Source organism: Sorangium sp. So ce887, assembly GCF_051521455.1.
Classification (GTDB): domain Bacteria; phylum Myxococcota_A; class Polyangia; order Polyangiales; family Polyangiaceae; genus Sorangium.
In genome coordinates this window covers 4,809,551-4,835,530 of record NZ_CP150354.1, presented here as the reverse complement: position 1 = coordinate 4,835,530, position 25,980 = coordinate 4,809,551, and the positions used below count along the sequence as shown (strand labels likewise).

At 67.9% G+C, this 25,980-nt stretch carries 19 protein-coding genes; 12 read left to right on the top strand and 7 right to left on the bottom strand.

Features of this window, described 5'->3' with window-relative positions; translation table 11 throughout:
• Positions 1 to 92: 92 nt before the first annotated feature.
• From WMF36_RS17930 to WMF36_RS17905, 6 genes are all read left to right on the top strand, one after another.
• Positions 93 to 1,010: a JmjC domain-containing protein gene (locus tag WMF36_RS17930; protein ID WP_437580824.1), complete on the top strand. Its 918-nt coding sequence runs from the start codon at positions 93 to 95 to the stop codon at positions 1,008 to 1,010.
• Between the two features lie 567 nt (positions 1,011 to 1,577).
• Entirely contained in the window at positions 1,578 to 2,390 is an 813-nt protein-coding gene (locus tag WMF36_RS17925; protein WP_437580823.1) for a multinuclear nonheme iron-dependent oxidase, read from the top strand.
• Positions 2,391 to 2,650: 260 nt separating this feature from the next.
• Entirely contained in the window at positions 2,651 to 3,031 is a 381-nt protein-coding gene (locus WMF36_RS17920) for a hypothetical protein (protein ID WP_437580822.1), read from the top strand.
• A 52-nt stretch (positions 3,032 to 3,083) separates the two neighbouring features.
• Positions 3,084 to 4,367, top strand: a complete 1,284-nt coding sequence (locus tag WMF36_RS17915) for a glycosyltransferase (RefSeq protein ID WP_437580821.1) — start codon at positions 3,084 to 3,086, stop codon at positions 4,365 to 4,367.
• A gap of 63 nt (positions 4,368 to 4,430) precedes the next feature.
• On the top strand, positions 4,431 to 5,030 hold the full coding sequence (locus WMF36_RS17910; RefSeq protein WP_437492265.1) for a 2OG-Fe(II) oxygenase: 600 nt from the start codon (positions 4,431 to 4,433) through the stop codon (positions 5,028 to 5,030).
• A gap of 75 nt (positions 5,031 to 5,105) precedes the next feature.
• A complete protein-coding gene (locus WMF36_RS17905; protein ID WP_437581931.1) occupies positions 5,106 to 7,088 on the top strand; it encodes a radical SAM protein in 1,983 nt (660 codons plus the stop codon).
• A gap of 116 nt (positions 7,089 to 7,204) precedes the next feature.
• Here WMF36_RS17905 and WMF36_RS17900 read toward each other — a convergent pair whose 3' ends face one another.
• A complete protein-coding gene (locus tag WMF36_RS17900) occupies positions 7,205 to 8,326 on the bottom strand; it encodes a hypothetical protein (RefSeq protein ID WP_437580820.1) in 1,122 nt (373 codons plus the stop codon).
• A gap of 511 nt (positions 8,327 to 8,837) precedes the next feature.
• Here WMF36_RS17900 and WMF36_RS17895 point away from each other — a divergent pair.
• The 3 genes from WMF36_RS17895 to WMF36_RS17885 all read left to right on the top strand — a co-directional run bounded on the left by WMF36_RS17895 (position 8,838) and on the right by WMF36_RS17885 (position 14,750).
• On the top strand, positions 8,838 to 12,041 hold the full coding sequence (locus WMF36_RS17895) for an SNF2-related protein (RefSeq protein WP_437580819.1): 3,204 nt from the start codon (positions 8,838 to 8,840) through the stop codon (positions 12,039 to 12,041).
• Positions 12,038 to 12,955: an SWIM zinc finger family protein gene (locus WMF36_RS17890; RefSeq protein WP_437580818.1), complete on the top strand. Its 918-nt coding sequence runs from the start codon at positions 12,038 to 12,040 to the stop codon at positions 12,953 to 12,955. The genes WMF36_RS17895 and WMF36_RS17890 overlap by 4 nt, the downstream gene beginning before the upstream one ends.
• 520 nt (positions 12,956 to 13,475) lie before the next feature.
• Complete coding sequence (locus tag WMF36_RS17885) at positions 13,476 to 14,750, top strand: glucuronyl esterase domain-containing protein (protein ID WP_437580817.1); 1,275 nt, start codon at positions 13,476 to 13,478, stop codon at positions 14,748 to 14,750.
• A gap of 67 nt (positions 14,751 to 14,817) precedes the next feature.
• On the opposite strand, the gene minE is transcribed toward WMF36_RS17885, so the two are convergent.
• The 5 genes from minE to WMF36_RS17860 form a co-directional block, all read right to left on the bottom strand.
• On the bottom strand, positions 14,818 to 15,132 hold the full coding sequence (gene minE, locus WMF36_RS17880; RefSeq protein ID WP_437492254.1) for a cell division topological specificity factor MinE: 315 nt from the start codon (positions 15,130 to 15,132) through the stop codon (positions 14,818 to 14,820).
• Between the two features lie 11 nt (positions 15,133 to 15,143).
• Entirely contained in the window at positions 15,144 to 15,971 is an 828-nt protein-coding gene (minD, locus tag WMF36_RS17875; RefSeq protein ID WP_437492252.1) for a septum site-determining protein MinD, read from the bottom strand.
• Between the two features lie 394 nt (positions 15,972 to 16,365).
• Complete coding sequence (locus WMF36_RS17870) at positions 16,366 to 19,131, bottom strand: sensor histidine kinase (RefSeq protein WP_437580816.1); 2,766 nt, start codon at positions 19,129 to 19,131, stop codon at positions 16,366 to 16,368.
• Positions 19,132 to 19,140: 9 nt separating this feature from the next.
• Positions 19,141 to 21,291, bottom strand: a complete 2,151-nt coding sequence (locus tag WMF36_RS17865; protein WP_437580815.1) for an ATPase domain-containing protein — start codon at positions 21,289 to 21,291, stop codon at positions 19,141 to 19,143.
• Positions 21,288 to 21,770: a hypothetical protein gene (locus WMF36_RS17860; RefSeq protein ID WP_437580814.1), complete on the bottom strand. Its 483-nt coding sequence runs from the start codon at positions 21,768 to 21,770 to the stop codon at positions 21,288 to 21,290. Before WMF36_RS17860 ends, WMF36_RS17865 begins: the two co-directional genes overlap by 4 nt.
• A gap of 531 nt (positions 21,771 to 22,301) precedes the next feature.
• On the opposite strand from WMF36_RS17860, the gene WMF36_RS17855 reads away from it, so the two are divergent.
• From WMF36_RS17855 to WMF36_RS17845, 3 genes are all read left to right on the top strand, one after another.
• Positions 22,302 to 23,066 carry a S1 family peptidase gene (locus WMF36_RS17855; RefSeq protein WP_437580813.1) on the top strand — a complete coding sequence of 255 codons (765 nt, stop codon included), beginning with the start codon at positions 22,302 to 22,304 and terminating at the stop codon, positions 23,064 to 23,066.
• 353 nt (positions 23,067 to 23,419) lie between these two features.
• Positions 23,420 to 24,550, top strand: a complete 1,131-nt coding sequence (locus WMF36_RS17850) for a substrate-binding domain-containing protein (protein WP_437580812.1) — start codon at positions 23,420 to 23,422, stop codon at positions 24,548 to 24,550.
• A gap of 202 nt (positions 24,551 to 24,752) precedes the next feature.
• Positions 24,753 to 25,196: an NADAR family protein gene (locus WMF36_RS17845; RefSeq protein ID WP_437580811.1), complete on the top strand. Its 444-nt coding sequence runs from the start codon at positions 24,753 to 24,755 to the stop codon at positions 25,194 to 25,196.
• Positions 25,197 to 25,229: 33 nt separating this feature from the next.
• On the opposite strand, the gene WMF36_RS17840 is transcribed toward WMF36_RS17845, so the two are convergent.
• Positions 25,230 to 25,919: a hypothetical protein gene (locus tag WMF36_RS17840; RefSeq protein ID WP_437580810.1), complete on the bottom strand. Its 690-nt coding sequence runs from the start codon at positions 25,917 to 25,919 to the stop codon at positions 25,230 to 25,232.
• Between the last annotated feature and the right edge of the window lie 61 nt (positions 25,920 to 25,980).

The following is a 25,980-nucleotide window of genomic DNA, read 5'->3' as shown; positions in this document are numbered from 1 at the left end:
GTCGCCCCGAGGTCCCACGGGCAGGCCATGCTTGACAGGAGCGAGAGCCCTGGCGTCTCCTGTCCTCCGCGGCGTTTTTCATGCCCAGCCCCATGGAGTTGCTGATCCCCGGCTCGCTCGACGACCTCCTCAGCGGCGCTCGTACCTCCGGGCGCTCGCCGAGCCGGCCCCTCGCCTCACCGCCGAAGGGCGTGGATGGGCTCGCCGGCCTGCCCACCGTCGAGGCGGTGCTGGAGGCGATAGCGGAAGGCCGGGTGCATTCCGGGGAAGTGTTCTTCATCGACGCGACGTCGGAGTACGTGGACGCCAAGCGCTTCCTCCGGGCGGAGCCCGATGCGGAGCTCGACGGTGAGGCGGTGCGGCGCTTCTTCGAGGCGGAGGGGGGTAGCCTGCTCCTCACGGGGGTGCAGGACTGCTTCCCGGCCGTCGGTGCGCTCACCAGCGCCCTGTCCGGAGCGCTCTTGGCCCAGGCCAACACGAACCTTTACCTCACGCCGGGCGGGGCGCAGACCTTCCCCCGCCACTGGGATACCCACGACGTGGTGGTGCTCCAGCTCGAGGGACGCAAGCGGTGGATCCTCTACGAGCCCCTCCTCGAGGCGCCGCTGCACCGCCACCACGCCTGCCGCACCGCCGAGCTCCGCGAGATGACCCCGCGCTGGGGCGAGATCGAAATGCAGCCGGGTGGAGCGCTGTACATCCCCCGCGGCTATCTCCACGAGGCCACGGCTGTCGGGGGCCCCTCCCTCCACATTTCCTCCGGGATCCACCGGATCACCTGGCACCGCCTCGTGGAGGTGATGGTGGCTGACGCGCTGCGCGAGTGCGCCGAGGACTTGACCTTCCGGGGAGACTGCCCCGCGGGCGGCGCGCACCTCGCAGCAACGGTCCGAGAGGGGATCGCGCCCCGCGTCGAGGCGCTGGTGAAGCGGCTCCGCGCGATCGATGCAGCGGAGGTGCTCCAGTCCCTCACCGAGCCGGCCGACGGGGATGGGAGCGATCTGAGCTAGAGAGCTAGAGAGCTAGAGAGCGAGCCCCGGATCCGCTCGCGCGGGGCGCTTTTTCTTGCGGCTGGGTGCGAACCCTCGGTAATCTGTAAGGGCTATCTCCCCTGCGGCCGCTGCAACGCCGCGTACTGGTCATGGCCCACTGCTCCAAGGAGACCACAGATGTCTACAACGAACCGATCCAGAAAGGTGAACGTCCCCAAGCCCGCCGCCAGCGCGCACGTTTGCCGACATGATCCGACGCCTGTCACGCGGAAGATCAACGTCCCCAAGCCCGCCGCCAGCGCCCACGTTTGCCGGCACGACCCGACGCCGAGCAAGAAGACCAAAATTTCGCCGTAGTGCTGGAGGTGAGTCGCCATTCCCTCCGGCCGCTGGGTGACACGACACGCCCCGGAGGGGACGACCGCCTGCAGGGACTCCTCCTGCAGCTCGCGCGAGCTCGCCCGTTCCGGCCCATGTCGTCGCACGGCGACGGGCGAGCCGGATTCACCGATTCACGTGCACACGTTGTAGACCCCCGGAACGTCTCATCGCCCGCGGCGGCGGCCTCCTCACGGGAGTGATCCGATGGCTGTTCACATCGGCATGAGCTACCATCCGGCTCTTCACGACCTGCTGTGGCGAGCCAGGGACGAGGGGCTCGTCGACTTCCTGGAAATACAGCCGGAGCGATACATCTACAGTCACTTCGAGAGGGGCCAGATGAAGCGGCTACTCTCCGACTTCGGCACGTCGTACTGCTTTCATTTCGCCTGCAACTCGCTGGGCAGCGCCGACTATCGCCTCGATCGCAACGCGCGGCAGCGTCGAAGCATCGTCAATCGGTTGGCCCCGAGGTGGTGCTCGGATCACCTGACGTCGTGCCGCATCGGCGACTTTGACCTCGAGAAGAACCTACCCCTGCTGCGGACCGACGAGACGCTGCAGATCCTCGTGGAGAACATAAAGCTCTTTCAGGAGGGCCTCGCGGCGCCGTTCCTGCTCGAAAACATCGCCCTGATGTGGGAGCTGAAGCGATCGACGATCGCCTACGACGACTTCTTTGCCCGGGCCGTCGAGATGGCCGACTGCGGCATCTTGCTCGACCTCCACAACCTGTACGCCGACCAGCTCAACCACGGGCTGGACCCGAGAGCGTTCATCGATCGCATGCCGGCGCGCCGTATAAGGCAGCTCCACCTCGCCGGAGGCTCCTCGCACGACGGTTACTATTATGATGGCCACGATCACTCGGTCCCCGAGGTCGTCTTCGAGCTGCTGGAGTACCTCCTGGCCCGGGTGACCCCGGAGGCCGTGATCCTGGAGCGTGAGGCGCGCTTCAAGGACCTCCCCAGGGTGTGGGATGATCTCGTCCGGATTCGAGGGATGTGCCAGCGATGAATCGCGCGAGCGTCGCCCGCTGGCAGGAGCGGTACCTGAAGAGCCTCGTCCATGGTGGGCCTGTCGAAGGAGCTGATCTCAGGGGCGAGCTATCCCGGTACAGCGAATCGTGCCTGGCGAGCATCGCGACGTCATTCAGGGCTTCGATACAGCACTCGGTCAAGAGCCACTACCCGGTGTTCTGCGGCCTCACGGCGAGGAGGCGGCGGCTCTGGGACTGCGTCACTTCTCAAGTCAGCATGGATACCGATCGAGGAGCCATGATCAAGAAGATCTTCGGCGTCCTGTATTCATGGGCGGAGCGCCTGGACAGCGCATGTCTCTACAGAGACCTCCTGAGGGTGGAGCGGGCGGTCGCCCTCGCGCAGTTTCATCAGGCGCGGCCCCGGATCACGGGGCGCTTCAAGATAGACACCTCCCGCTTCGGGATCCATGACAGCGGCCACCTCTACTGCATGAAGCTCGCATCGAACGTCATGGACCTGTATCCAGCCATCGATCGCATCAGCGTCCTACAGGGCAGCGAAGAATCCATCTACGCGATCTACTACTCGCGCGACCGGCAGAGCGTGATGACGCACCGGCTTTCGCGGCAAGCGGCCGAGGATCCCGGCAATCTGTTGAGAGGTGAGTTGAGCTGAGGCGGACGCCGGGCACGCCTGCGCCTGCGCCTGCATCGAGGAGATTTGCGCGATGAAGATCTGCATCATCAGCAAGTTCCCACCCATTCAAGGGGGCGTCAGCACCCGGACCTACTGGATGGCGTATGCGCTCGCCAAGCGCGGCGATCAGGTCTGGGTCGTCACGAACGCCGACGAAGCAGAGGCAGATTACCGGATGGTCATGACCCCATCCGACAGGCGGCGGCTACACGTCCGCTTCGCGAATGGTGGCTCCGTCCGCTGCGTCTCGTCGGAGCGCCCTGCGTACGACCTCTACGTCCCCTGGGCGAACCCGTACGTGACCAAGCTGGCCTCCATGGCGACGGACACCGTCAGGGAACATTCCTGCGATCTGATCTACGCCTACTACCTGGAACCGTACGGGATGGCTGCATCTCTCGCGGCGCAATGGACGGGGGTCCCCTGCGTCCTGGCGCACGCGGGGAGCGACATATCGGTCCTGATGACGAGGCCGTGGCTGAGGACCTCCTACGCCGAGATCCTGAAGCGGGCGCACAGGGTCGTGACGGCGAAGCACTTCGATGACCTCTTCGTGGGGCTCGGAGTGAAGAAGAGGCGGCTCTACCACCTCGGCTCCGACTCCCTCCCCACGCACTGCTTCCGCCCCGGCGCGCCGAGGCTCGACGTGAACGAGCGCCTGGCGCAGGCGCTCGCCAGCGATGACTGGCTCCATGCGTGCTTCCGCGAATCCGCCCCGAAGACCTTCGATCCCCGTGTCCCCACGCTCGGGATGTACGGCAAGATCGATCATGCGAAGGGCATGTTCGACTTCATCCGAGCGCTCGGAATCGTGAAGCGTCGGCGCGTCGACGTTCAGGCGATCATGATGTGCGGCGGCGCCGAGAGGAGCTGCCGCGAGCTCGCCGCGTTCATCCGCGAAAACCGGGTGGAGGAGAACGTCTGGTTGCTCCCGTTCATGCCGAACTGGGTGATCCCGAGCTTCATCAACGCCACCACAGCGACGTGCTTCCTGGAGCGAGACTTCTTCATCGATTACCACACGCCGGGCGTACCGAGAGAGGTGCTCGCGTGCGGCAACTGCCTCATCCTGTCGGGCGATATCCACAAGAAACGAGGTTACAAGGAGGGCCTCGTCGACGAGGAGAACTGCCTCCTCGTGCCGGATCCCAGGGACCACGAAGCGCTGGCCAGCAAGCTCGAATGGGTCGCGCAGAACCCCGGGGAGGCGGAGAAGCTCGGGCGTCGTGGTCTCCTCCTCTCGCGCATGTGGGAAGATTTCGACGAGTACATCGAGGATCTACATACCATGTTCCATGGATTCGTCAGCGCATAGGGCTCCACCGCGTTCCCCTCCCCTCCCGGATGCTCGCCGCTGCTCCCTGAGGTATCGCTGGCGATGAAGATACAAGAGACGACGGTCAACGGACGCAAGGTCATCCTCGTGGATCACCTCTTCCGCAAGAAGAAGATCGAGCAGGTCTACCGGACCCTCTCGGAGTCCTACGTCTACTACCGAGGGCAGCTCAGCTCGAGCGCGGATCATTTCCCGAAGATGGTGGCGCACTTCGTGGACCTCGAGGCGTTTCAGATGCTCTTCTTCTACGAGGAGGTCTTCGGTCTCATGAAGCGGTGCTACGCGGACGTGCCCCTCCACCTCTACAAGGCGTACGTCAATCAGACGTGCTACGGCGACGTCAACTACCCGCACGTCGACTGCAAGCCGCGTCGCCGAGACATGACGGTGCTCTACTACGCAAATCCGCGCTGGGACCGCGAATGGGGAGGAGAGACGATGCTCTACGACGACTCGGGGGCCTTCAACCTGGCCGTCTTGCCGGCTCCTGGGCGCGTCTTGATCTTCCCGGGCGCGACATGGCACTGCGCGGGCATTCCGAGCAGAGTGTGCCCCGTGTCGCGGTTCACGCTGGCCATGAAGTATACGCTGTCCGCGAAGGACGCGCGGGAGTACCGCTCGATCAGGCCGCGAGATGCGTGATCGAGGCTCCGTGCTCAGGGACAGAGCGGCGATTCGCGACACGAAAATACGCATTCAATCGATTGGGTGATCGCCATGAGGATCAAGATACACCTGGTGTCGATGCCGTGGGCCGATGTTTATGTCCCCTCGGTCCAGCTCGGCGCGCTGAAGGCGCATCTTGATGTCGCGTTCCCTGGCCGTTTCACGACCCATACGTACTCTGCATTCTGCTCGGTGTTCCTCGACGCCGGCGAGTCGGACCTGTACTCGGAGCTCTCGGAGTTCAGGGAGTTCCCGTACTTCCTCCTCGCTCTGGAGCGGTTCATCCGGCCGCGCGCGTCCGTCGAGGGAGCCCCCTCTCTCGACGAGCTGCTCTCGATCGTGAACGCTCCGAAGCGCGGCCGCGTCAAGCTCACGAAGCGCTCACTGACCCGCCTGAGGAGCGCGACGCACAGGTACATCGACGCAGCGCTGGGGCCGGAGCTCATCCGGAATGGCGTGAACCTGATCGGCTTCACGCTCAATTACAATCAGGTCTATTCATCCATTTACTGCGCCCTCTACCTGACCCAGAGGTACCCGGATCACAGGTGCGTCTTCATGTTCGGGGGAGCGAGCGCGGCAGCGACCAGCGTCGCCGACGTGCTGAAACGGCTAGGTATTCGCGGGTTTGGTGTGCTCGGAGAGGGGGAAAAGAAGCTCGAGCGGCTCGCGGGGGCCTACCTGCGGACCCCCCTGAGCGAGATGGATCGTCTCCACGAAAGCATCCCCGGCGAGGTGCAGGGCATCTATGACATCCAGACCAACCAGATGGATCTCTTCAGGAGAGATCCGGCGAACTTCGCTTCGCAGCTCGCATCCATCCGAGACCTCGGCGTCCCGGATCTGGAGGAGTATTTCCGGGCCATCAGGAGAGTGTTCCGGGGTGCGGAGGCGATCCGGCCGTTCAGCAAGAACGTGATGGTCCCCGTCGAGGGGAGCCGGGGATGCTTCGCCAAGTGCGATTTTTGCGGCATCAACGTCAACTGGGAGGGCTTCAGAAAGCGACTCGCGGCGGACATCGTCAAGGACGTGCTGTCCATCGTCAAGCGCTACGGGGTGCGGCGTATCCTGTTCATGGACAACGTCTGCGACACGTGGGCGGAGGGCTATGCCGATGAGCTGATACGGCTCAATATCCAGATTCCGGCGACGATGGAGCTCCGGGCGCACCACCCTGAGAGGTTCTGGACAAAGCTGGTCCTGGCCGGGGTCGATGCTGCTCAGGTCGGGATCGAGTCCCTGTCCTCGTCCCTGATCCGACGAATGAACAAGGGGACCAGGGCGCGGCAAAACATCCTCGTTCAAAAGTGGTTGAAGGAGCTGGGCATCCGCTCGCTCTCGAATCTGATCATCGGGCACCCCCGCTCGACGATGGATGACATCGCCGAGACACGGCGGATCATCAAGGAGACGCCTCACCTGGGGAGCTACAGCCTGTCGGATTATACGTTATCTTATGGAAGCCCGCTCTTCAACCAGCTCGGTCCTGATGAAATGGCGCGGCTCAGGCCCGATACCTATCTGGAAGGACTGGAGGGCGTCGAGCGATTCCTCGTGCCGTACTACGGCTACTCGGCGCCCGAGGAGTGGTTCGAGCCCGGCGTGATGGAAGGCTGGCGTAGCTTTGCCGGGTGGTACGAGGAGCTCGTCCAGTGGAAGCGCGGGATACCGGCCATGGAAGTTCACAGGGTGAGCCCGGGCGAGCTTCTCATCAGGGACGAGCGCTCCGGGGATCTCGTCGAGACGGTTCTTGAGGGAGAGCTGGCGTGCATCTATGATCTGTGCCACGCCGGCATGGAGCCAGGGCGAGCGGCAGCGGCCGCCGGGCTCCAGCAGGAGAAGGTCCTGCGGCTGCTTGGTGAGCTCGTCGAGCGGCGCCTCGCGCTCGAGGTGGAAGGCCACTTCATCTCCCTGGCGCTGAGGCCAAGGGATGAATTGCTCCGAAATCACTACGTAGCAGCGGCGAGCCGCGAGACGGAGGCGACGAGGCCCACGGAGGCGAAGCCGCAGGCGAGACGACTCTCGCTGATATGATGGCATCGGGATCACGACCAGTCCGATCGCGCCAACCGTGCCTGAGAGCAAGGATGGAACTCGCGGAGCGTTCGCGCTCGCAGAAGGCGCGTGCTTTGCCGTCCGATCACCCGGCATTACTTGATGATGGCCGGATCCTCGATCGTGAAACACTCGACCGACGACGCCGCGTATTTTACCGCGTTGTACCAGAACTGCGGGATCTGAAAGACCTGCGCCGCTGATCTCTGATAGCAGGGGCTGTTCGGGTCCGTGAACATCTGGGGGTTGAGGCACGACGCCGTCCCGAGCCATTGGCCCGAGTAGGTCACCCACTCATCGCCATACGCGACGACACGGCCTTTGCCGACCTCCTCATGCACCGCGAAATTGTTCGTGCCGTCGGTGCAATCGACGATCGCGGTCGTCGACTTGATCGAGCGCGCGACGTAGGCGCCTACGCTCTGGATGTCCTTGCCGATCGGGGTGTCCTGGTTCCAGGTGCCCACGCTCCCGGGGAGGGGTCCGCCGACCGGCACCGGGCCGCCCCAGCAGTTGCAATTCGGGCAGCCGTTCTGCGCAGGGTCCAGCACGCCGTTGGCGTTGAACTGGATGTCCGTGAACGAGAGGAGCTGGTTGGTCGCCGTGACGTCGTGGACGGTGCATCCCTGTCCATTGCACTGATAACCGCTCAGCGCGATGAGACCACCGCCGCTATTGACCCAGTCCTTGAGCGCGTTCACCTCGTCAGCCGTGAACTGCCAGGGCGCCCCGTCGTCGTTTTGTACGCCCTTCGTCACCATCCACTGAAGGAGTATCACGTCGTACTTGGCGAGAAACTCCGGCGTGAGCGTGGGCTTCTCCGTGTTGTAGTTGTCGACCTGGGCCGTGCTCTGCGTGTTCAACCAATTCTGAAGCGCCGTGGTGCTGTCACTGCTGCACGGACCCCAGACACCTTCGTGGCCGATCGACGCGATGTTGATGCAGGAGCAGTTGCCTGCGTCATCGCAGGTCGTCTGGTGACCGGCGTCAGCCGGCGACGTGCTGCCCGAGCCCGAGGTCGTCAGCCCGAAATCGTCGCCAAAATCGTCGCTGCTGGTGCTGCTGCTGCTACCGGCGCCGCTCGTGCTCTGGCCGCCACCGCCATTTCCCGTGGTGTTGCCCTCGCCGCCACCGGCGCCCGCCGAACAAGCGATGACGGGCAGCCAGAAGGATGCGAGCCCAGCGCAGAAGCGAGTCGCCCAATGATGTCTTGTCATGATCCATGAGACTATCACTCCCCGCGCATCGTTCGAGGTCTAAAATGCTGAGGAAGCTCTCCACCCGCAGGCGCTACAGGCCGCAGGCGCTACAGGCGCCTCGACCCCCAGCCGCGCGAGCCCTCCGCGCGGCGCCTTGGGCGCAGAGACGCACACGTATGGTGTGGGTGAAAGAAATCGGCGCGAAAGGAACGGCCGGTGGCGCGGGCGCCGGATGCGGACCACGTGACGCCGCGCGCCTCGCCTGCCAGCCGATCGAGCTCGTCGTGCATGCAGCCCAGCGCGCCACGGCGCTCATTCCATCAAGCCATGTTCTTTTTCCACGATAGGTTCTCCGACCCCGCTAATCGGAGGTTCCAAACAAATTCTGGCAATTTACTGGTTCATGACGGAATGGGTCACATCCTGGGTTCCGCGGGTGCGCTCCCGCCCGGCCAACCGCTATTTTTCACCTCGCGACGCGCGAAGCCCCTTTTCGTCCTGCCCGGTTGTGCAATGAATCTGCGCGTCGATGCCGCTCGTCTTTCTGCCCGACGATCTCCGCTTCTTCCTGTGGGACGACACGGCCCCTGAGCGGCTTGCGGCCCGGTCGCTCGGCGCGACGACCCCGGCGGAGGCGGTCGTGGTCTCCGAGGCGGGCCGCGCCGTGAGGAAGGCTGGAGAGGCCGCGCCGCTCCTTGACGGCGTGTCCGCCCTCGCCCGCATGGCCCAGGACGACCTCGGCCGAGCGCCGCCGTCCGTCGCCGCGTGGAGCCTGGCGAGCAAGCTCGCGCTCGACCTCGTGGTGCGCGAGCGGGTCGTGCCTCGCGTCACGCCCGCAGGCGCCACCGGCGGCAGCGCGGAGGCCCGCTGGGCGGCGTCGCTCGCCGCCCCGGAGGACGCCGCGCGCGTCGCGGCGCTCGCCCGCGCCATGCCGCCGGCGGCGCACGCGGTGCCGGCGGGCGCGCAGGCCGCGGTCGATCGCGAAGGCCGCCGCGAAGGCCGCGGGCGCCCCCGCGCGGCCGGCGCCCCGGAGGTCTGGTCCGCCGAGGCCCTGCTGCGCGCTTTCCTGGACGCCGTGGCGGACGCGCTCGCGCGCGGCAGCGCGACGAACCGCCCGAAGGCGCCGCCGCGGCGGGCGCACGCGCCCTGGGAGCACCGGCTGGTCCTCGCGCTGACGGGCGCGCAGCCCGCCCTCGCCACGGAGGGGCTCGCCGAGCGCGCGCTCGTCGCCGACCTCGACGCCTGGGTCCGGCCCGCGCTCGGGGCCTGCGACGCGCTGCGCGCCTGCTTCCGGCTGGAGCTGCCCGAGGGCGACCGCGGCTTCGTGCTCCGCTTCCTGCTGCAGGCCACCGACGATCCGAGCCTCCTCGTCCCCGCCGCCGACGTGTGGAAGGCCCGAGGGCGCACGCTGAAGGCGCTCGGGCGCGCGTTCTCCGAGCCGCAAGAGGCGCTCCTCGCTGCGCTCGGCGCCGCGGCGCGGCTGTTCGCGCCGATCGCGCGGGCCCTCGGCGAAGCGCGGCCGGAGCGCGTGGACCTCGATCCCGCGGAGGCATGGGCGTTCCTCGCGCAGGCCGCCCCGGCGCTGGGCGAAGCCGGGTTCGGCGTGGTCGTGCCGGGCGAGCTCCTCGCCTCGGGGCAGCGCCGCCTGCGCCTCCGCATGCGCGTCGGCGCGACGGGCCGCACGGCCGGCGTGGTCGCGGGCGGCGCCGGGCTCGGCCTCGACGAGGCGCTCGATTTCGCGTGGGAAGCGGCGCTCGGCGACGAGCCGCTCTCGGCGCGCGAGCTCGCCGCGCTCGCGCGGCAGAAGTCGCCGCTCGTCCGGCATCGCGGGGCCTGGGTCGTCGTGGTGCCCGAGGAGCTCGCCGAGATCAAGCGGCGCCTCGAGGCCGGCGGCGGGCGCCTCTCGACGCGCGAGGCGCTCGAGGTCGCGCTCGCGGGCGAGGCTCAGGTCGACGGCCTCTCGGTCTCCGTGGTCGCCGAGGGGGCGCTCGCGCAGGCGATCGCGCGGCTGCGCTCGGGCGCGGAGCGCGCCGCCGCGCCGCCGGAGGGGTTCGCGGGGACGCTGCGCCCGTACCAGGCGCGCGGCGTCGCCTGGCTGCAGACGATGGCGACCCTCGGCCTGGGCGCCTGCCTGGCCGACGACATGGGCCTCGGCAAGACGGTCCAGCTGCTCGCGTTCCTGGCGGGCCGGCGGGCGGCTGCGCCCGAGGACGCGCGCCCGGCGCTGCTCGTCGCGCCCACGTCGGTGGTCGGCAACTGGGAGCGGGAGGCGGCGCGCTTCGCCCCTGCCCTGCCCCTCGTGCGCCACTACGGCGAGGGGCGCGCCCGCTCCGCCGAGGAGCTCGCGGCGCGGGCCTCCGGCGCGGCCTCCGGCGCAGATGGCGCGCAGCGCGCGGGCGGCGCTCAGGGCGCCCGCGACACGGGCGGCGGGCTCGTCGTGACCACGTACGGCCTCCTCCGCAGGGACGCCGCGATGCTCGCCGGCGTGGACTGGGCCGCGGTCGTGCTGGACGAGGCGCAGAACATCAAGAACGCCGCTTCGCGCACGGCCCGCGCCGCGCGCGCCCTCCGCGCCCCGCACCGCATCGCGCTGACCGGCACGCCCGTCGAGAACCGCCTCGCCGAGCTCTGGTCGATCCTCGAGTTCGCGAACCCCGGCCTGCTCGGCCCGCTCGAGGCGTTCCGGCGCACCTACGCGGTGCCCATCGAGCGCTACGGCAACCGGGACGCCGCAGAGCGGCTCCGGCGCATCGTCGGGCCGTTCTTGCTGCGACGGGTCAAGACCGATCCGGCCGTGGTTCCGGACCTCCCGCCGAAGATCGAGGCGCGGGTCTTCTGCACGCTCACGCGCGAGCAGGTGACCCTCTACCAGGCGGCGCTCGACGAGGCGATGCGCCGCATCGAGGAGGCCGAGGGCATCGCCCGGCGCGGGCTCGTGCTCGCGCTCCTGACGATGCTCAAGCAGATCTGCAACCACCCCGCGCAGTGCCTCGGGGAAGCGGGGCCGCTCGCGGGCCGGTCGGGCAAGCTCGCGCGCCTCACGGAGATGCTCGAGGAGGCGCTCGCGGGAGGGGATCGCGCGCTCGTGTTCACGCAGTTCCGCGAGATGGGCGACCGGCTGGTCCGGCACCTCGCGTCGTCGCTCGACACGGAGGTCCTCTTCCTGCACGGCGGCACGCCGAGGCTCGCGCGCGACGAGATGGTGCGGCGGTTCCAGGGCGATCCGCGGGGGCCGCGCGTCTTCGTCCTCTCGGTCAAGGCCGGCGGCACGGGGCTCAACCTGACGGCGGCGAGCCACGTGTTCCACTTCGATCGCTGGTGGAACCCCGCGGTGGAGGACCAGGCGACGGATCGCGCGCACCGGATCGGGCAGCGGAGCGCGGTGCAGGTCCACAAGCTCGTGTGCGCGGGCACCGTGGAGGAGAAGGTCGACCGGATGCTGGAGCAGAAGCGCGATCTGGCGGCGCAGGTCGTGGGCCAGGGCGAGGCGTGGATCACCGAGCTCGACAACGCATCGCTGCGCGAGCTGTTCGCGCTGTCGCGGGACGCCGTGGCGATCGCGGGCGAGCTGGACGACCGCGACGAGCCGGAGGGCGAGCGGGGCGAGCGGGGCGAGCGGGGCGATGACGACACGCCGGACGGCGAGCCGGAGGAGCGGCGCGGGCCACGCGGTGCCCGGGGGCGGGGTGCCGTGCGCCGCGTGCCGCGTGCGCGAGGAGAAGCGCAGACATGAGCCCGCCGGCGCGCTGGGTGCCGTTCCACCGCGAGGCCGGCCCGAAGCCGCCGCCGCCCGCGCGGGGCATCCGGATGAAGCGGGCCGGCGCGACCTGGTGGGGCAAGCGCTGGGTGGAGGCGCTCGAGCGGATGTCGCCGGACGACGCGGCCCGCCTCGCGCGCGGGCGCACGTACGCGCGCGCCGGGCGGACGCACGACCTCACGGTGAAGCCGGGCCTCGTGACCGCGCGCGTGACCGGCTCGCGGCCGCAGCCGTACAAGGTGATCCTCACGCTCGCGCGGCTCGACGACGCCACGTGGGCGAAGGCGATCGCCGCCATGGCCGAGCGGGCGAAGTTCGCGGCGGACCTGCTCGCGGGCCGGATGCCGGAGGAGATCGACGAGGCGTTCCGGAGCGCCGGGGCGAGCCTGTTCCCGGAGCGGTCCGAGGACCTCACCACGGCCTGCTCGTGCCCCGACTGGGCGAACCCCTGCAAGCACGTCGCCGCGACCCACTACGTGCTCGGAGAGGCCCTCGACAAGGACCCGTTCCTGCTGTTCGAGCTCCGCGGGCGCACGCGCGAGCAGGTGATCGAGGCGCTCCGCGCCGCCCGGGGCAGCGCGCCGGGCGGCAAGAGAGCGCGTGGAGGCCGGAAGGGCGCTCCCTGCGCCGCCGAGGCGCCGCCCGTGGCGACGGTGACGCTCGGCCCCATGGAGGCGAAGGACTTCGACGCCTGGCGCGAGGCGCCGCCGGCGCTCGACGTGACGCTCGATCCGCCTTCCGCCCATGCGGCGCTCCTGACCCAGCTCGGCGCGCCGCCGGGCTGGACCGAGGAGCGATCGCCCGCGGAGCTCCTCGGCCCGCTGATCCGGGCGGCGTCCGAGCGGGCGCGGGAGATCGCGATGGCGGAGGGCAGAGAAATCACCGAGTGATCTGGGCGTACCCACGCCTGCTGCGGCGCCTCGTTCGCCGCTGTCGTCGCCGTGTCCGCCGCCAGGGTGTCCCCCCCGCGACAAGCACCGCACGAGCGCGTGCAACCAGGGACGAACTCAGGCCACGCGGCGCTGTATCTGGACTGGAGTTCACCATTCTCACTGAATCTTCCGGCGCTGTCATTCGACCGGGACTCACCGTTCAGGATCGCACGACGGTCGTCCCGTCGCGCCGTGAGCCGAATGAAGGCATCACGTTGTGCTTGACATCGAAACACGCTTGAATGTCGTATCGCGCAGCGATGCTTGCCGCCGCTCCGGCGAGTGCAAGTCCAGCCGATGAACATTGATTATGCCCACTCCAGAAGGTCCATCCATGCGAACGTTTGCCCCTCGAACCACCGGCGTTGCCCTCGGTCTTTGCCTCACAGCCGCTGCCTGCGGGCAGTCCGAATCGAGCCCGCCCGGGCAAGGAGGTGCGGGCGGCTCGGGCGGCGAGAGCGCGACAAGCAGCGGCGACATGACGTCGAGCTCCGGCTCGGGCGGCGACATGACGTCGAGCTCGATCTCCAGCTCCAGCTCCAGCTCCAGCTCGGGCTCGGGCTCGGGCGAAACCGCTGTCGAGAACGAGAGCGCCGATTGCGAAGTTGCTGCCCTGCCGGAAGCAAGCGCCCTGAATCAGATCCCCAAATTACCCGACCCGTTCACGAAGCTCGACGGAAATCGCATATCCACAAAAGCAGAATGGCACTGCCGAAGGCAGGAGATACGCAAGCAAGCTGAGAAGTATATCTACGGCGAGAAGCCGACGCCCGACGTGGTGACCGGCACCGTCACCGAGAACAGAGTCTCTGTACACGTCGAGGCCCAGGGCAAGGAGATCGACTTCAGCGCCGACATCGTGTTGCCCTCGAAGGGACAAGCCCCCTTCCCCGCGATCATCAACGTGGGCACGAAAGGCGGGTTCGGCGGCATCACGCTGGGCGAAGGCCGCATCCTGGATCAAGGCGTCGCCGTCATCTACTACAACCACAATGAGCTCGGCAGGGAGGGCACGCCGGAGCAATCCAGAGGCAAACCCAACCCGGGGAAGTTCTATGACATCTACGGCGGCGACCACTCCGCAGGCCTCTTGATGGCATGGGCCTGGGGGGCCAGTCGAATCCTCGACGTCCTCCAGACGTCGGGGGGCGACATCATCGATCCAACCGGCATCGGTGTCACGGGATGCTCGCGCAACGGCAAGGGCGCATTTGCCATCGGCGTCCTCGACGATCGAATCGCGCTGACGATCCCCCACGAAACGAGCACCGCCGGAGTTCCGGCCTACCGCATCGCCGACGTGCTGGGCAGGGAGCGGACGGACCACAACTACTTCGGACTAAACTGGCTCAGCAACGACTTCGATCCATTTGTCTTCAGGAACAACGTCTCGAACGCCGTCAAGCTCCCCATTGACACGCATGCCCTGATCGCCATGATCGCGCCGCGCGGCCTGCTCGTCCTCGAGAATCCGCATCAGGCTCAGATGGGCGCCCCGGCGGGCCATACAGCCACCGTGGCCGGAGCAGAGGTCTACAAGGCGCTGGGCGTGGAGAAGAATATCAGCTACCACTCGAAGGTCGCCGACACGGCGCATTGCTCGTACAAGAGCGAATACACCGATCTCCTCGTCAGCAATATTGCAAAGTTCCTGAAGCACGAGGGCGAGGCCGCCGGAGAGCTCGTCGTGGGCTCGGGCGGCTCGCTCAGCATGTCGGACTGGGTAGACTGGGAAGCTCCGACGCTAGAATGACGGCGCTATTCGCCGATCTTCTGTGGAGCACTGGAGCCGGGTCGAGGCGCGCCCGGCGCGCCTCGCGTCAGCAGTTCCGCGAGGCGGGGGCGCCCCCGCGGGACACGGCGGCGCGCACGGCGGCCCGCTCCGACTCGGAGAGCACGACGTTCAGCTCGAGCACGTCGCAATCGCCGCTCCGCTCCACGTTCACGCTCACCTGATCCAGATCGATCCGCTCGTACTTCGAGATGACCTGGAGCAGCTCCTGCTTGAGCCGTGGCAGGTAGTCCGGCTCGCCCGTCGTGCGCACGCGCTCGCGCGCCACGATGATCTGCAGGCGTTCCTTCGCCAGGGTCGCCGACTTCGGCTGCGTCCTCCGGAAATAATCCATGATCGACATGGCAGATCCCCCTAGGCGGTCGCCGCCTGGCCGCCGAAAATTCGGCTGAAGAACCCCTTCTTGGCCGACTCCAGGAAGCGGTGCGGGCGCTCCTCGCCGAGGAAGCGCTGGACCACGTCGAGGTAGGCCTGCGCCGCGTCGCTCGTCGGATCGAGCACCACGGGCGTCCCGGCGTTCGACGCCTGGAGCACCGCCGTCGACTCCGGGATCACGCCGAGCAGCGGGATGCCGAGGAGCTCCAGCACGTCCTGGTACGCCAGCATCTCGCCCTTGGCGACGCGCGCCGGCGCGTACCGCGTGAGCAGGAGGTGCGTCTTGATCGCCTCCTCGCCGAGCTCCGCCCTGCGCGTCTTCGCGTCGAGCAGGCCGAGCACGCGGTCCGAGTCGCGCACCGAGGAGACCTCGGGGTTCGTCACCACGATCGCCTCGTCGGCGAAATACATCGCCATCTGGGCGCCCCACTCGATGCCCGCCGGCGAGTCGCAGAAGATGTACTCGAAGCCCGCGGCGCGCAGCTCGTCCAGGATGCGCCCGACGCCGTCGAGCGTCAGGGCGTCCTTGTCCCGCGTCTGCGAGGCGGGGAGCACGTAGAGGGTCTCGATCCGCTTGTCCTTGATCACCGCCTGGCGGAGCGTCGCCTCGCCACGGATCGCGTTGACCAGATCGTAGACCACGCGGCGCTCGCACCCCATCACGAGGTCGAGGTTGCGCAACCCCACATCGAAATCGATGGCAATCGTCTTGTAACCGAGAGCCGCGATACCGGACGCGAGGTTTGCGGTCGTGGTGGTCTTGCCGACTCCGCCCTTGCCCGAGGTGACGACGACTACCTTTGACACCAGAAACCTCCTTGGATAATGGTTCGAAAGACGTGGCTATCCGACGGCCGAGCCCGCTCGGATGCCCGTCTCTCCGGCGCTGAGGAGGCGCCGTCGACGTGGTGAGAGCTCGGCGCCCACCCGATTCCATCGAGGCCGGGGGCGCGCTCGACTGGGTACGTCATGGCGCGCCGAACGAACAACTTTTTTGCGGCGAAACTTGCAGCGTACCCCGACCGGCAACCTGGACCCAAATTCCCTACATGTAGGCACGCGCTAGATCCCGCGGATCTTGCGGGATTTTCGCGATGCTGAGGCGGCCTGGACGCCTGGATCTCGGGCTCCGTCTCCCCGCTGCCCCTGCGCGCGCCCGGTGACGCGCCCCTCATGCAATGAGGATCGTCCTTCGCGCTGGTCAGCGTCGATCGCATGGGGCGGCGCCCCCTGCGGCTTGCTCCGGCGGGGCCAGCGGGAGCGTGAAGAAGAACGTGGTGCCAACTCCGGGCCGACTCTCCGCCCAGATCCTCCCGCCGTGGGCCTCCACGAAGCCCTTCGCGATCGTGAGCCCCAGCCCGGTCCCCAGACGCGCCGTCTCCGCCGCCTGCCAGAACTCGTCGAAGATGTGAGGGAGCTGTTCCGGAGGGATCCCCGGCCCTGTGTCCGCCACGGCGAAGAGCGACTCGTTACCGCGTGGCTCCGCTCGAACGGTGATGATCCCTCCCGCCGTCGTGAACTTGATGGCATTGCCGATCAGGTTCGCCAGGACCTGGAGGACCCTCTCGCGATCGCACAGCACCTCGAAGCTGCCCCCGCCCGGGAGCTCGCCCTCGAGCACCACGTGCTTCTCCGTCGCCAGCGTCTGCTGCATCGCGAGAGCGTCGTGGACGAGGGCGTCCGCCGCGTGCCTCTGCATCACCATCGACAGCCGGCCCGCCTCGATGGCGGCGACGTCGAGCAGGTCGCCGATCAGCCGGAGCATGTGCTGCGCAGCGGCGCGAATGATCTCGGCCTTCTTCCTGTGTTGCGCTCCCGACTCGCTGGCTGGCAACGTCTGCATGAGGAGAGCCGAGGCCACCAGGACGGTGCTCAACGGGTTTCTCAGGTCGTGAGAGACGATGGCGAGGAGATCGTCCCGCGTGCGAATGGCCCGCCGCGCCTTCTGGTACATGCGCGCGTTCTCCAGGGCCATGGCGGTCCGGCGCGCCACCTCTTCGGCCACCGCCAGATCGGCGATGGAGTAGCGGCGGCCCGACTCCGTCCCCACGAACGTGAGCGCGCCGATGGTCCGCCCGCGGGCCAGGAGCGGCACCACCATGACCGTTCCCGAGCTTCCTGCGTGCAGGGCCTCCTGATGGCCCTGGTCGCCGGCGATGCTCTTCAGGGCGAACTCGGTGCTCGCGGAGAGGATGAGGAGCGGCTCGCCCGTCCGCAGCACCCTTGCCTGCGGCGTCTCCCGGCCCGGCCGTCCGCCGATCGGCTCCATCCGCTCGGCCATCCCCTGCTTCGCGGGGTCGACGGAGGTCTGCTGGAAGCGCTCGACGCGGCCGTCCTCCTCGATCAGATCGACGAAGTAGAGATCGGAGAGGGCGGGCACGAGCAGACGCGATATCGCGGCGACCGTCTCTGCGTAGTCGAGCGACGAGGCGAGGACCGAGCTGACCTCCGCGAACAATCGCTGCGCCTTCTCTGCGCGCCTCACCTCCATGATGTTCTGGAAGACGAGCACCGCCCCCGACACCTGCCCTTCTCGCTTCAGAGGGGCGAACGTGCAGCTGACGTGGAAGGCCGCTCGATCCCGGCGTAGGAACAGGTCCTCGTCGTCCCGGGCCGGCTCGCCCGTCCGGATCGCTCGCAGCGCAGGGTGCTCTTCGTCAGGTATGGACGTCCCGGTCGCGTGTTGAATCCGGATGACCTCCTGAACGCCTCGCCCCAGGACCTCCTCCTCTGTCCAGCCGAGCAGGCGCTCGGCGGCGGGGTTGAAGAAGGTGATCCGCCCTTCGAGATCGATCGCGAGCACGCCCTCGACGATGCTGCCGGTCACCGCGCGCGTGAACTCGAGCTGGTCACGGACCCGCTCCTCCGCCCCCCTCGCGGCGGTGACATCCATCGAGACGCCTTGAAGGCGAGGCCCGCCGGCGCCGTCCTTCTCCAGGTGCACGCGGGTGTGGAGCCAGAGCACGCCGCCGTCCGCCGTCCGACAGCGATGGTCGCAGCGCTGGTCCCGCTCGGAGGCCAGCGTCCTTCGAAACGTCTGCTCGAGCGCGCCGCGATCGTCCGGGTGGACGCAGCGGCTCCAGAAGTCGGGCTCCGCGAGCCACCGCCCGCGCGGATGGCCGAGGAGCTCCTCGGCGCGCGCGCTCACGTAGGAGACCTGAAACGTGCGCGCGTCGGCCTCCCACACGAACGAGCGATCGAGGTTGTCCACCAGCGCCTCGTAGCGCTGCCGCAGCGCCTCGGCGGCGGCCCGGTGCCCGTCGGACTCGGCCTGTCTCCGCTGGGCGAGCTCACGCTCCGCCTCCGCGGCCGCTTGCTTGGCGTCGATGGCCGCCTGGCGATCGAGCGCGATCGCGAGCTGGTTGACCACCGCGTTCACGAACACGAGGTCCGGCTCCCCCAGACGGGCAGCACCCTCGACTTGGAGAGCGCCGAAGATCGGCCGCCGCTCGACGACGAGAGGGAGGAGGACGAAGTACCCGCGCTCCCCTGCCTCCGCCCGCTGGCCCCTGGCAGGCTCTCCGAAAGGCACGGTCGTCGTGGTCGGCTCGCCCTCCAGATCGACCGACCGCGCGGCATCCGATCCGGCGAGATAGGCGTACGAGGTCCTGGCATGAGACTTCGCGGCGTCGAGTCGATCGGCGCTGACCTCTTCGGCGTTCCAGACAATGGTCTCTGGCTGAGGGCGGCCTGGGATCTCCAGGATGAGGAGCGCGGTGCGGAGGGGGAGCGCCCGCGCGACGATCGCGAGGATCGCCGGGACGGTCCGTCGGGCGCCTTCGAATTGCGTGAGCTGCTTGCTGATCTCGTAGAGGTACTGGACGCGAGGATACGCGCGATCGAGACCTCCGGAGGCCGAGCTGTCGTCGCCGCGCCGCTCCGGCTGCTCCTCCGTGCGCTGGTCGCCGCGCCTCCGCTCCTCCTGGGGAGATCTTGGCGGCTCGTTCGTCCGACGACCGGCGCTCATCCCCGCCCCCTAGGCCTTGCTCTTCTCGAGCAAGGGAGAGGACTCGCCGGCGCGCTCTCCGATCCGGACGCCTCCCTTCCCGACGGAGAAGTAGTAGGCGCCGAAGTCGTGCTCGCTGCCGCGCGTCTTCACGACCACCAGGGTCGGCCGGATCTCTCCTGGCAGGCGCGTATACCGGAGCACGACGAGATTGTCGGCCACCGGAGAGAAATGGCGGTCGGTGACGGTCTCGCTGGAGTACATCGCGCTCGACTCGAGCGTGAGCAGGCAGGTCACGTCGAGCGCCTTGAACCGCGTGACCAGCGCGTAGAGGAGTTGCCGCAGCTCATCCTCCGCGATGCCCTCGGTCTCGAGCTGGCTCACGCTGTCGAGGACGAACCTACGCGTCTTCTGCGCGCGGATCTTGTCGGTCAGGAGCGAGAGGAGCTGACTCGGGCGGACACGCTCCCGCGAGAGATAGATGACCTCGGCGAGCCCCTGCTCGGTCGCCTCCTGGAGGGGCAGCCCCAGGGCGCCCGCGCCACGGATGATCTGTGCGGGCCCCTCCTCGAGCGCCACGTAGAGCCCCGGCTCCCCGCGCTTGCAGCCTTCGAGGATGAACTGCAGCGACAGGGTGCTCTTCCCGATGCCCGCGCTCCCGGAGAGGAGGGTGACGCTGCGCGCGAGCAGCCCTCCGCCGAGCAGCGCGTCGAACCCGGGTACCCCGGAGGGCAGGCGCAGCTCCGTCACCAGGGGTAGCGGCGGCTCGGCGAACGCCGCCTCCGCGCTGTATCGGGGATAAATGATGATCCCGCTCGGGCCGATCATGATGCTGTGTCGACCCTTGAGGTGGGCGGTGTTCCTCAGCTTGTAAATCTCGATGTAGCGCTGGCGCTCGAGCCCTTCCTCCGTCGAGGAGAGGAGGACGACCCCGTCGACCACGGTCTCCTCGACGCCGAAGCGGCTGATCTGGTTGGCGCCGTAGGGGATGTCGGTGGCGAAGAAGCCGACCGCCTGCGCGTTGTGGACGACGCTCGCGAGCTGGAAGATCTTCTCCCGGTCGATCTGCGGGTCCTTGACCTTGTGCAGGAAGACCGAGACCGAATCGACCGCCACGCGCCTCGCCTTCATGCCGACGATCCGCTCGTTCATCATGAGCAGGTGCGCCTCCACCATGATGTTGGGCTGCGGGATGAACACGATCTCGAGCATCCCGCGCTCGATCTCGGCGTCGATGTCCCAGCCGAGGCCGCGGGCGGTCGCGAGCAGCCGCGCCTCGCTCTCCTCGAAGGAGAAGAAGATCCCTCTCTCGCCGGCCTTCGCGCCCCTGTAGATGAACTCGAGCGAGAGCACCGTCTTGCCGGTCCCCGCCACGCCGGCGATGAGGAGGCTGGAGCCGCGCGGGATCCCCTCTCCGAGGAGGTCGTCGAGCCGCGAGATGCCGGTCTTGAGGCGCGGCTCGTTGCCCCCGACGTCCTCCCGGTGGATGGTGAGGCGAGGCGCGAACACGTCGATGCCGGCCTGCGTGATGATGAACGAGTGCTCGTCACGGCTGTGGTCGGTGCCGCGCATCTTGACGATCTGGAGGACCCGCCGGTGCTCGCCGGACTCCTGGCGCTGGTGGGCCAGGATCAGCCCGTCGACGATCGAGAACAGGGGGTTCGTCTCGATCTCGCTCTGCCCGAACTCTCCGATGAGGAACGTGGTGGTCTCCCACGCCATGAGGCTGATCGCGAGCTCGTAGCCGAACTTCCGGAGCTCTTCCTTCGACCTCGCGAGGTCGTCGAAGACCTTGAAGCTGTCGATGACGACCATGGCCGGCTTGACCTTCTTGACGTGCTCCATAATGAGCGCCGAGGTCCCGTCGAGGCCCTCCGTCCGAAAGATGGCGCCGAGGTCCACGAACTGGATGGCCTCGTCGAGCTGCTTGGCGTCGAAGAAGTCGAACTGGCTCAGGAAGCGCAGTGTCTTCGCCGTGGGCTCCGAGAGCGTGTTGAAGTAGAGGACCCGTGCCGTGGCCGAGGCGTTGTGGAAGCAGATCTGCTGGGTGAGGATCGTCTTGCCCGCGCCCGGCGGGCCGGCGATCACGATGACCGAGCCCTTCGGCAGCCCACCGTCGATCAGCGTGTCCAGATTTCGCACTCCCGTCTCGATGCGCGCGATGGCCGTCTTCTTCGTCATGACTCAGCTCCCTCGCCGTCCTCGCCCTCGTGGGGCCCGGGCGCGCTCGCCGTCCCTCGCTCGGTCCCGCCCGCCTCCTCGTGCCGCGTGAAATTCGAGAGCTCCGCGTGAAGCGCCGGCGTGAGGATCTCCGCCGTCAGGTTTCCGAGGACGACGAGGAACTCGATCAGGATGAACCGGATCCCCGCCGCGAGCTGGTCGCGGCGCAGGCCGCCCGCGCGCTCGTGGAGCTTCTCGCAGCAGAGCCCGGTCGACTCCACACGTAGAGACGAGAGCATCGTGTATCGCTCGGAGGCGTTGTAAAGCACGCGATTCAAGATGGCGCCGAGCGTGACCTCTCCGAGGGTGACCAGAGCGCGCCGCCACAGGGAGGCGAAGGCGCGTTCGAAGACCTGGACGAGACGCTCGGCTGGCAAGCCCTCGGTGGCCCGCTGCATCCATGCATCGACGAAGGCGCTGTGCTCGTTCGCATCACGCATGGGCGCTACATCGCGTCTCGGGATCGCTGAGCACCGGAGCGAAGCACGGCCGAGTATGAGCGTGCTTCGCGACGAGCGTCAAGGTCGCCGTCGCATGTGGCCGTTCATGAGGTGCTCGTCTGCTCGATGATTGCCCGGCTCCGCGTGCGTCCGTCCACGGCGGTATCGCGAGGCCTCTGTGCACGCGTCCGCCGCGCATCCGCCGCGCGTCTCGCCGTGCCGGAGCGCGGTCCCCCGCTGGCGCCCAGCGTGCTCATCCAGGGCGCCCCGCGCTTCCGATCGATAGGATCGTCGTGATGCGCACCGCAGAAAGATAACCGCCTGTGCGATTCGAGCGAAGGACGACCGGGGTCGCCGGCATCCACAAGGTAACGATCGAGCGGCGGCGCAGGATCCAGCCGAGCCTCGAGAACCGAGGCCGCCGGGGTTGCCGGAGGAGCGTCATTTTCCGGCCCTCGGGGAGCTCTCGGGGCAGCTCACGTCCATTCCTGGACCCCTCTCGCCCAGCTCAACAACCAAGCGGAGCTTATCATGAGAAAAGGCATCATCTTCGTGGCGGCAGCAATCCTTTCAGCGTGCACGGGTGAGGTGGACGACCTACCCCTGACCGAGACGGACGCCACGCCCGCAGGCATCATCGGGGGCACCATCGACGAGGGCGATCCGGCCGTGGCGATGCTGCAGATCACCCATGGGGACTCTTCGACCATCTGCACCGCTTCGGTCATCGCTCCGAAGGTGCTTCTGACTGCAGCCCACTGTGTGCAACCGGACATGGTGGAAGGCGCGACCGTCAGGGCCTTCTTCGGCACCGACTCCCGGAGTGAGGAGGAGACCTGGGTGAACGTGGCAGAGACCCACTTCCACCCCGAGTACGACCACGAAGCCACCCACGCGGGGCACGACATCGCGGTGGCCATTCTCGAGGAGCCCGTCGCCATCCAGCCGCTGCCCTACAACCGGGCGCCCATGACTGAGGACAGGGTCGGCGAGCCGGTCCGGCTGATCGGCTTCGGCGATGATCACGAGATCTTCGGGTGGAGCGGCGTCAAGCTCCACGTGTCCACCATCGTCAGCACCGTCACCCCGCTTCTTCTCGGTCTCGGCGACGCGGATCACCACACATGCCAGGGAGACTCGGGCGGGCCTGCGCTGATGGACGTGAACGGCGTCCCCACGATCGTCGGTGTGACGTCGTTCGGCAACGCGAGCCCCCCCAGCATCTGTACCGACGGCTGGCATACACGGGTCGACCTCTACCTCGACTTCATCGACCCGTTCGTCAACGCGCCCTAGCACTACTGCGCCGGCATCCCGTCGACGGCCATGCTGAGCAGGCGAGAGAGACCGTAAGAGACGTACGGCCGCCCAGGGGTCCCTCTCCTCTCGCCCCCATGCTCACATTTCGGCCTAACAACCGTGATCCACGGACATGGACATGGAGCGCGCTTTCCGAAGACGAATGCCCGCCATCGTGGCCCGAATTACATCAACAACTTGAAGCCCGCTGCGATCTTCATTTCGCTGCTCGCATGATTGTTTTCATGCCCCTTGACGGCCGGTTCCCGGACCTCGTAACAAGAAAGATCGAGCAGGCACGCTGGGACACCGCCCGCGACCGAGCGTGCTCACGGACGAGGAGGGATCTCATGACGACGATTGGACGATGCTGGATGGCAGCCTTCGGGCTGACGCTGACCACGGCGGCGTGCGGATCGAGCGATGTCGCCGACGAGGGCACGGACGTCACACCCATCACGCGAGCGCAGACGCCGGCCAGCGAGTTCACTCCCGTGGAGCTCGAGGCGACCGTCGACAGCCTCGTCGCCGAGATGAACAAGGGCGCGCGCGAGCCGATGCAGATGGTGGTTCTGCTGAAGAGACTCTCCGACTTCTTCGAGCCGATGGCCACGGGGGCGAACCGAGCCGTGGGGGAGCTCGAGGTCACGGGGAACGTGACCGGGCTCACTACCTCGACGGACAATGTCGAGGCGTCGCTGGAGCTCCAGAACCAGCAGATCGCACAGGCGGTGGCGGACGGCGCCGAGGGGATCGCCGTGTCGCCCTTGAGCGACGGCAACGCAGCCGCCGTCGATGCGGCGGTCGCGGAGGGGGTCCACGTGGTGACGCTCGACAGCGACGTGGCGGCCTCGAAGCGCTCGCTCTTCGTCGGGAGCCTCAACAGCTCCGCGGGAGCCACGGCCGGGAACACCCTGCTCGCGATGCTGCCCCCGCCGCCAGGCACGGTGATGATCCACGGCAACGTCGGAGCGGACTGGATCGACGGATACGAACGAACGCAGGCCGCCCAGGCGGTGTTCGCGAACGCCGGCTACACGCCCCTGGTGACCCAGGCCGTCTTCATCCCCGACTACGAGGCCTTCGACGTCGACTGGATGAAGTCCCAGATCGAGACCGCGGACCCGCCCGTCATCGGGCTCCTCGGCCTGTTCAACATCTCGTACCGGTGCGTGATGGCCGCCGACGCCGCGGGCATACCGGATGTCCCCATCGTCGCGTTCGACTTTGACCCGAAGACCGTCGACTACATGCGCCAGGAGCGCATCAAGGCCACACATACCCAGCGGCAGTACTACGAGGGTTACCTCGTGCCTTATATCCTCTACGGCATCAAGACCATCGGCCTCGACGCGACGAAGGCGATCCTCGCGCCGCTGATGGACGAGGAGAATAAAGTCAACACCGGCTTCGACGTGGTCCCGTCGGACAAGATCGACGCCTACAACGACTTCCTCTACACGATCGGCGTGATTCAGTAGCGGGGTCGCAGCTCGCGAAAGGCCTCGTGCGGCGCCGTCAGCAGCTCGAAGCCCGAGGATCCTGGGTCCGGCCCGGCAGCGCCGAGGAGGCGCAGGGGGCCCCACCGCGCGCCCCGCGAGCGGCTCGCGCAGCCCGCCGGGCAGGGGCCGCCCCGCGCGGTTCCCGCCCGGCGTCGCGGGCGCCGTGGGATAGACTGGGGCCATGACGGTCATCCGCTTCTATCGCGCCGGCGACGCCCACGGGGCCTTCTCCAATTTCTCGCGCCACCCGATCTCGCTGCAAGGCAAGGTGTGGCCCACGACCGAGCACTACTTCCAGGCCCAGAAGTTCGCCGGCACGGAGCACGAGGAGGTGATCCGCAACGCCCCCGGCCCCGGCGAGGCGGCCCGCATGGGCCGCCAGCGGAGCCGCCCGCTGCGCCCCGACTGGGAGCAGGTGAAGGACGACATCATGCGCGAGGTGGTGCTGGCGAAGTTCACCCAGCACGAGGATCTCCGGCGCGCCCTGCTCGACACCGGGGACGCCGAGCTGGTCGAGCACACGAAGAACGACGCCTACTGGGCCGACGGCGGCGACGGGAGCGGGCGGAACATGCTGGGAAAGATCCTGATGGAGATCCGCGAGCAGCTGCGCCGCTCCGCGTGACGCGTGACGCGGGGCCCGGGCGCGGCGCGGCGCTCAGAACTCCGCCACGCTGAACGGCCGCGCCGAGACCGACGAGTCCGGTCCGCTCCCGGTCGGGTGGCTCTCGGCGATCCCGCTGATCATGCCGGAGACGGCGCTGCTGCTCAGCGTGCCGCTCAGGTACACGATGACCTTCCTGAACTCCGCGGGATCGACCTCGGTCACCTCGTACGAGCCCTGGAGCGCGGCGAGATCGATCTTGTGATAGAAGCTGACGTCGTCGATCTGCGAGATCCTGAGCGTGACCGCGAACGACTCGTCGAACGCGCCATCCTCGGTCGAGAAGGCCAGCGGGACATCGATCTGCAGGTGATCCGAGCAGTCCACGGCGAGCGTTGTCTCGGCGCCGCCCGGTTCGCTGTCCGCCAGCGTGGATCGCACGAAGCGCGAGGCGACGAGCTCGCCCACGGAGACGGTCGCCGTCGTGCTGCCGCCCTTCGCCCACGTGAGCGGGGCGGAGCGCTCTCCGGAGATGGCAGACAGCGCCTCTCGCGCCGAGAAGCCCAGCGGGGAGACGTCGTCTGCGCCGATGTCCTCCCTCTCCTCGTCACACCCGCCCTCCTCGACCTGGACTCCACCGATCTGGCCGCCCTGGGGGCCGCCGCCCGCGCCGTCGACGCACCCGAGGAGCCCGACGCCCGTCGCCGCCGCAAAAGCCAAAGAAAGCCAACGCCGCTCGCTCATGTTCATGACCTCCTGCGGGCTACCTTGCGTTCGCTCTCGAGGAGACGCCAGCTCAGCTTCG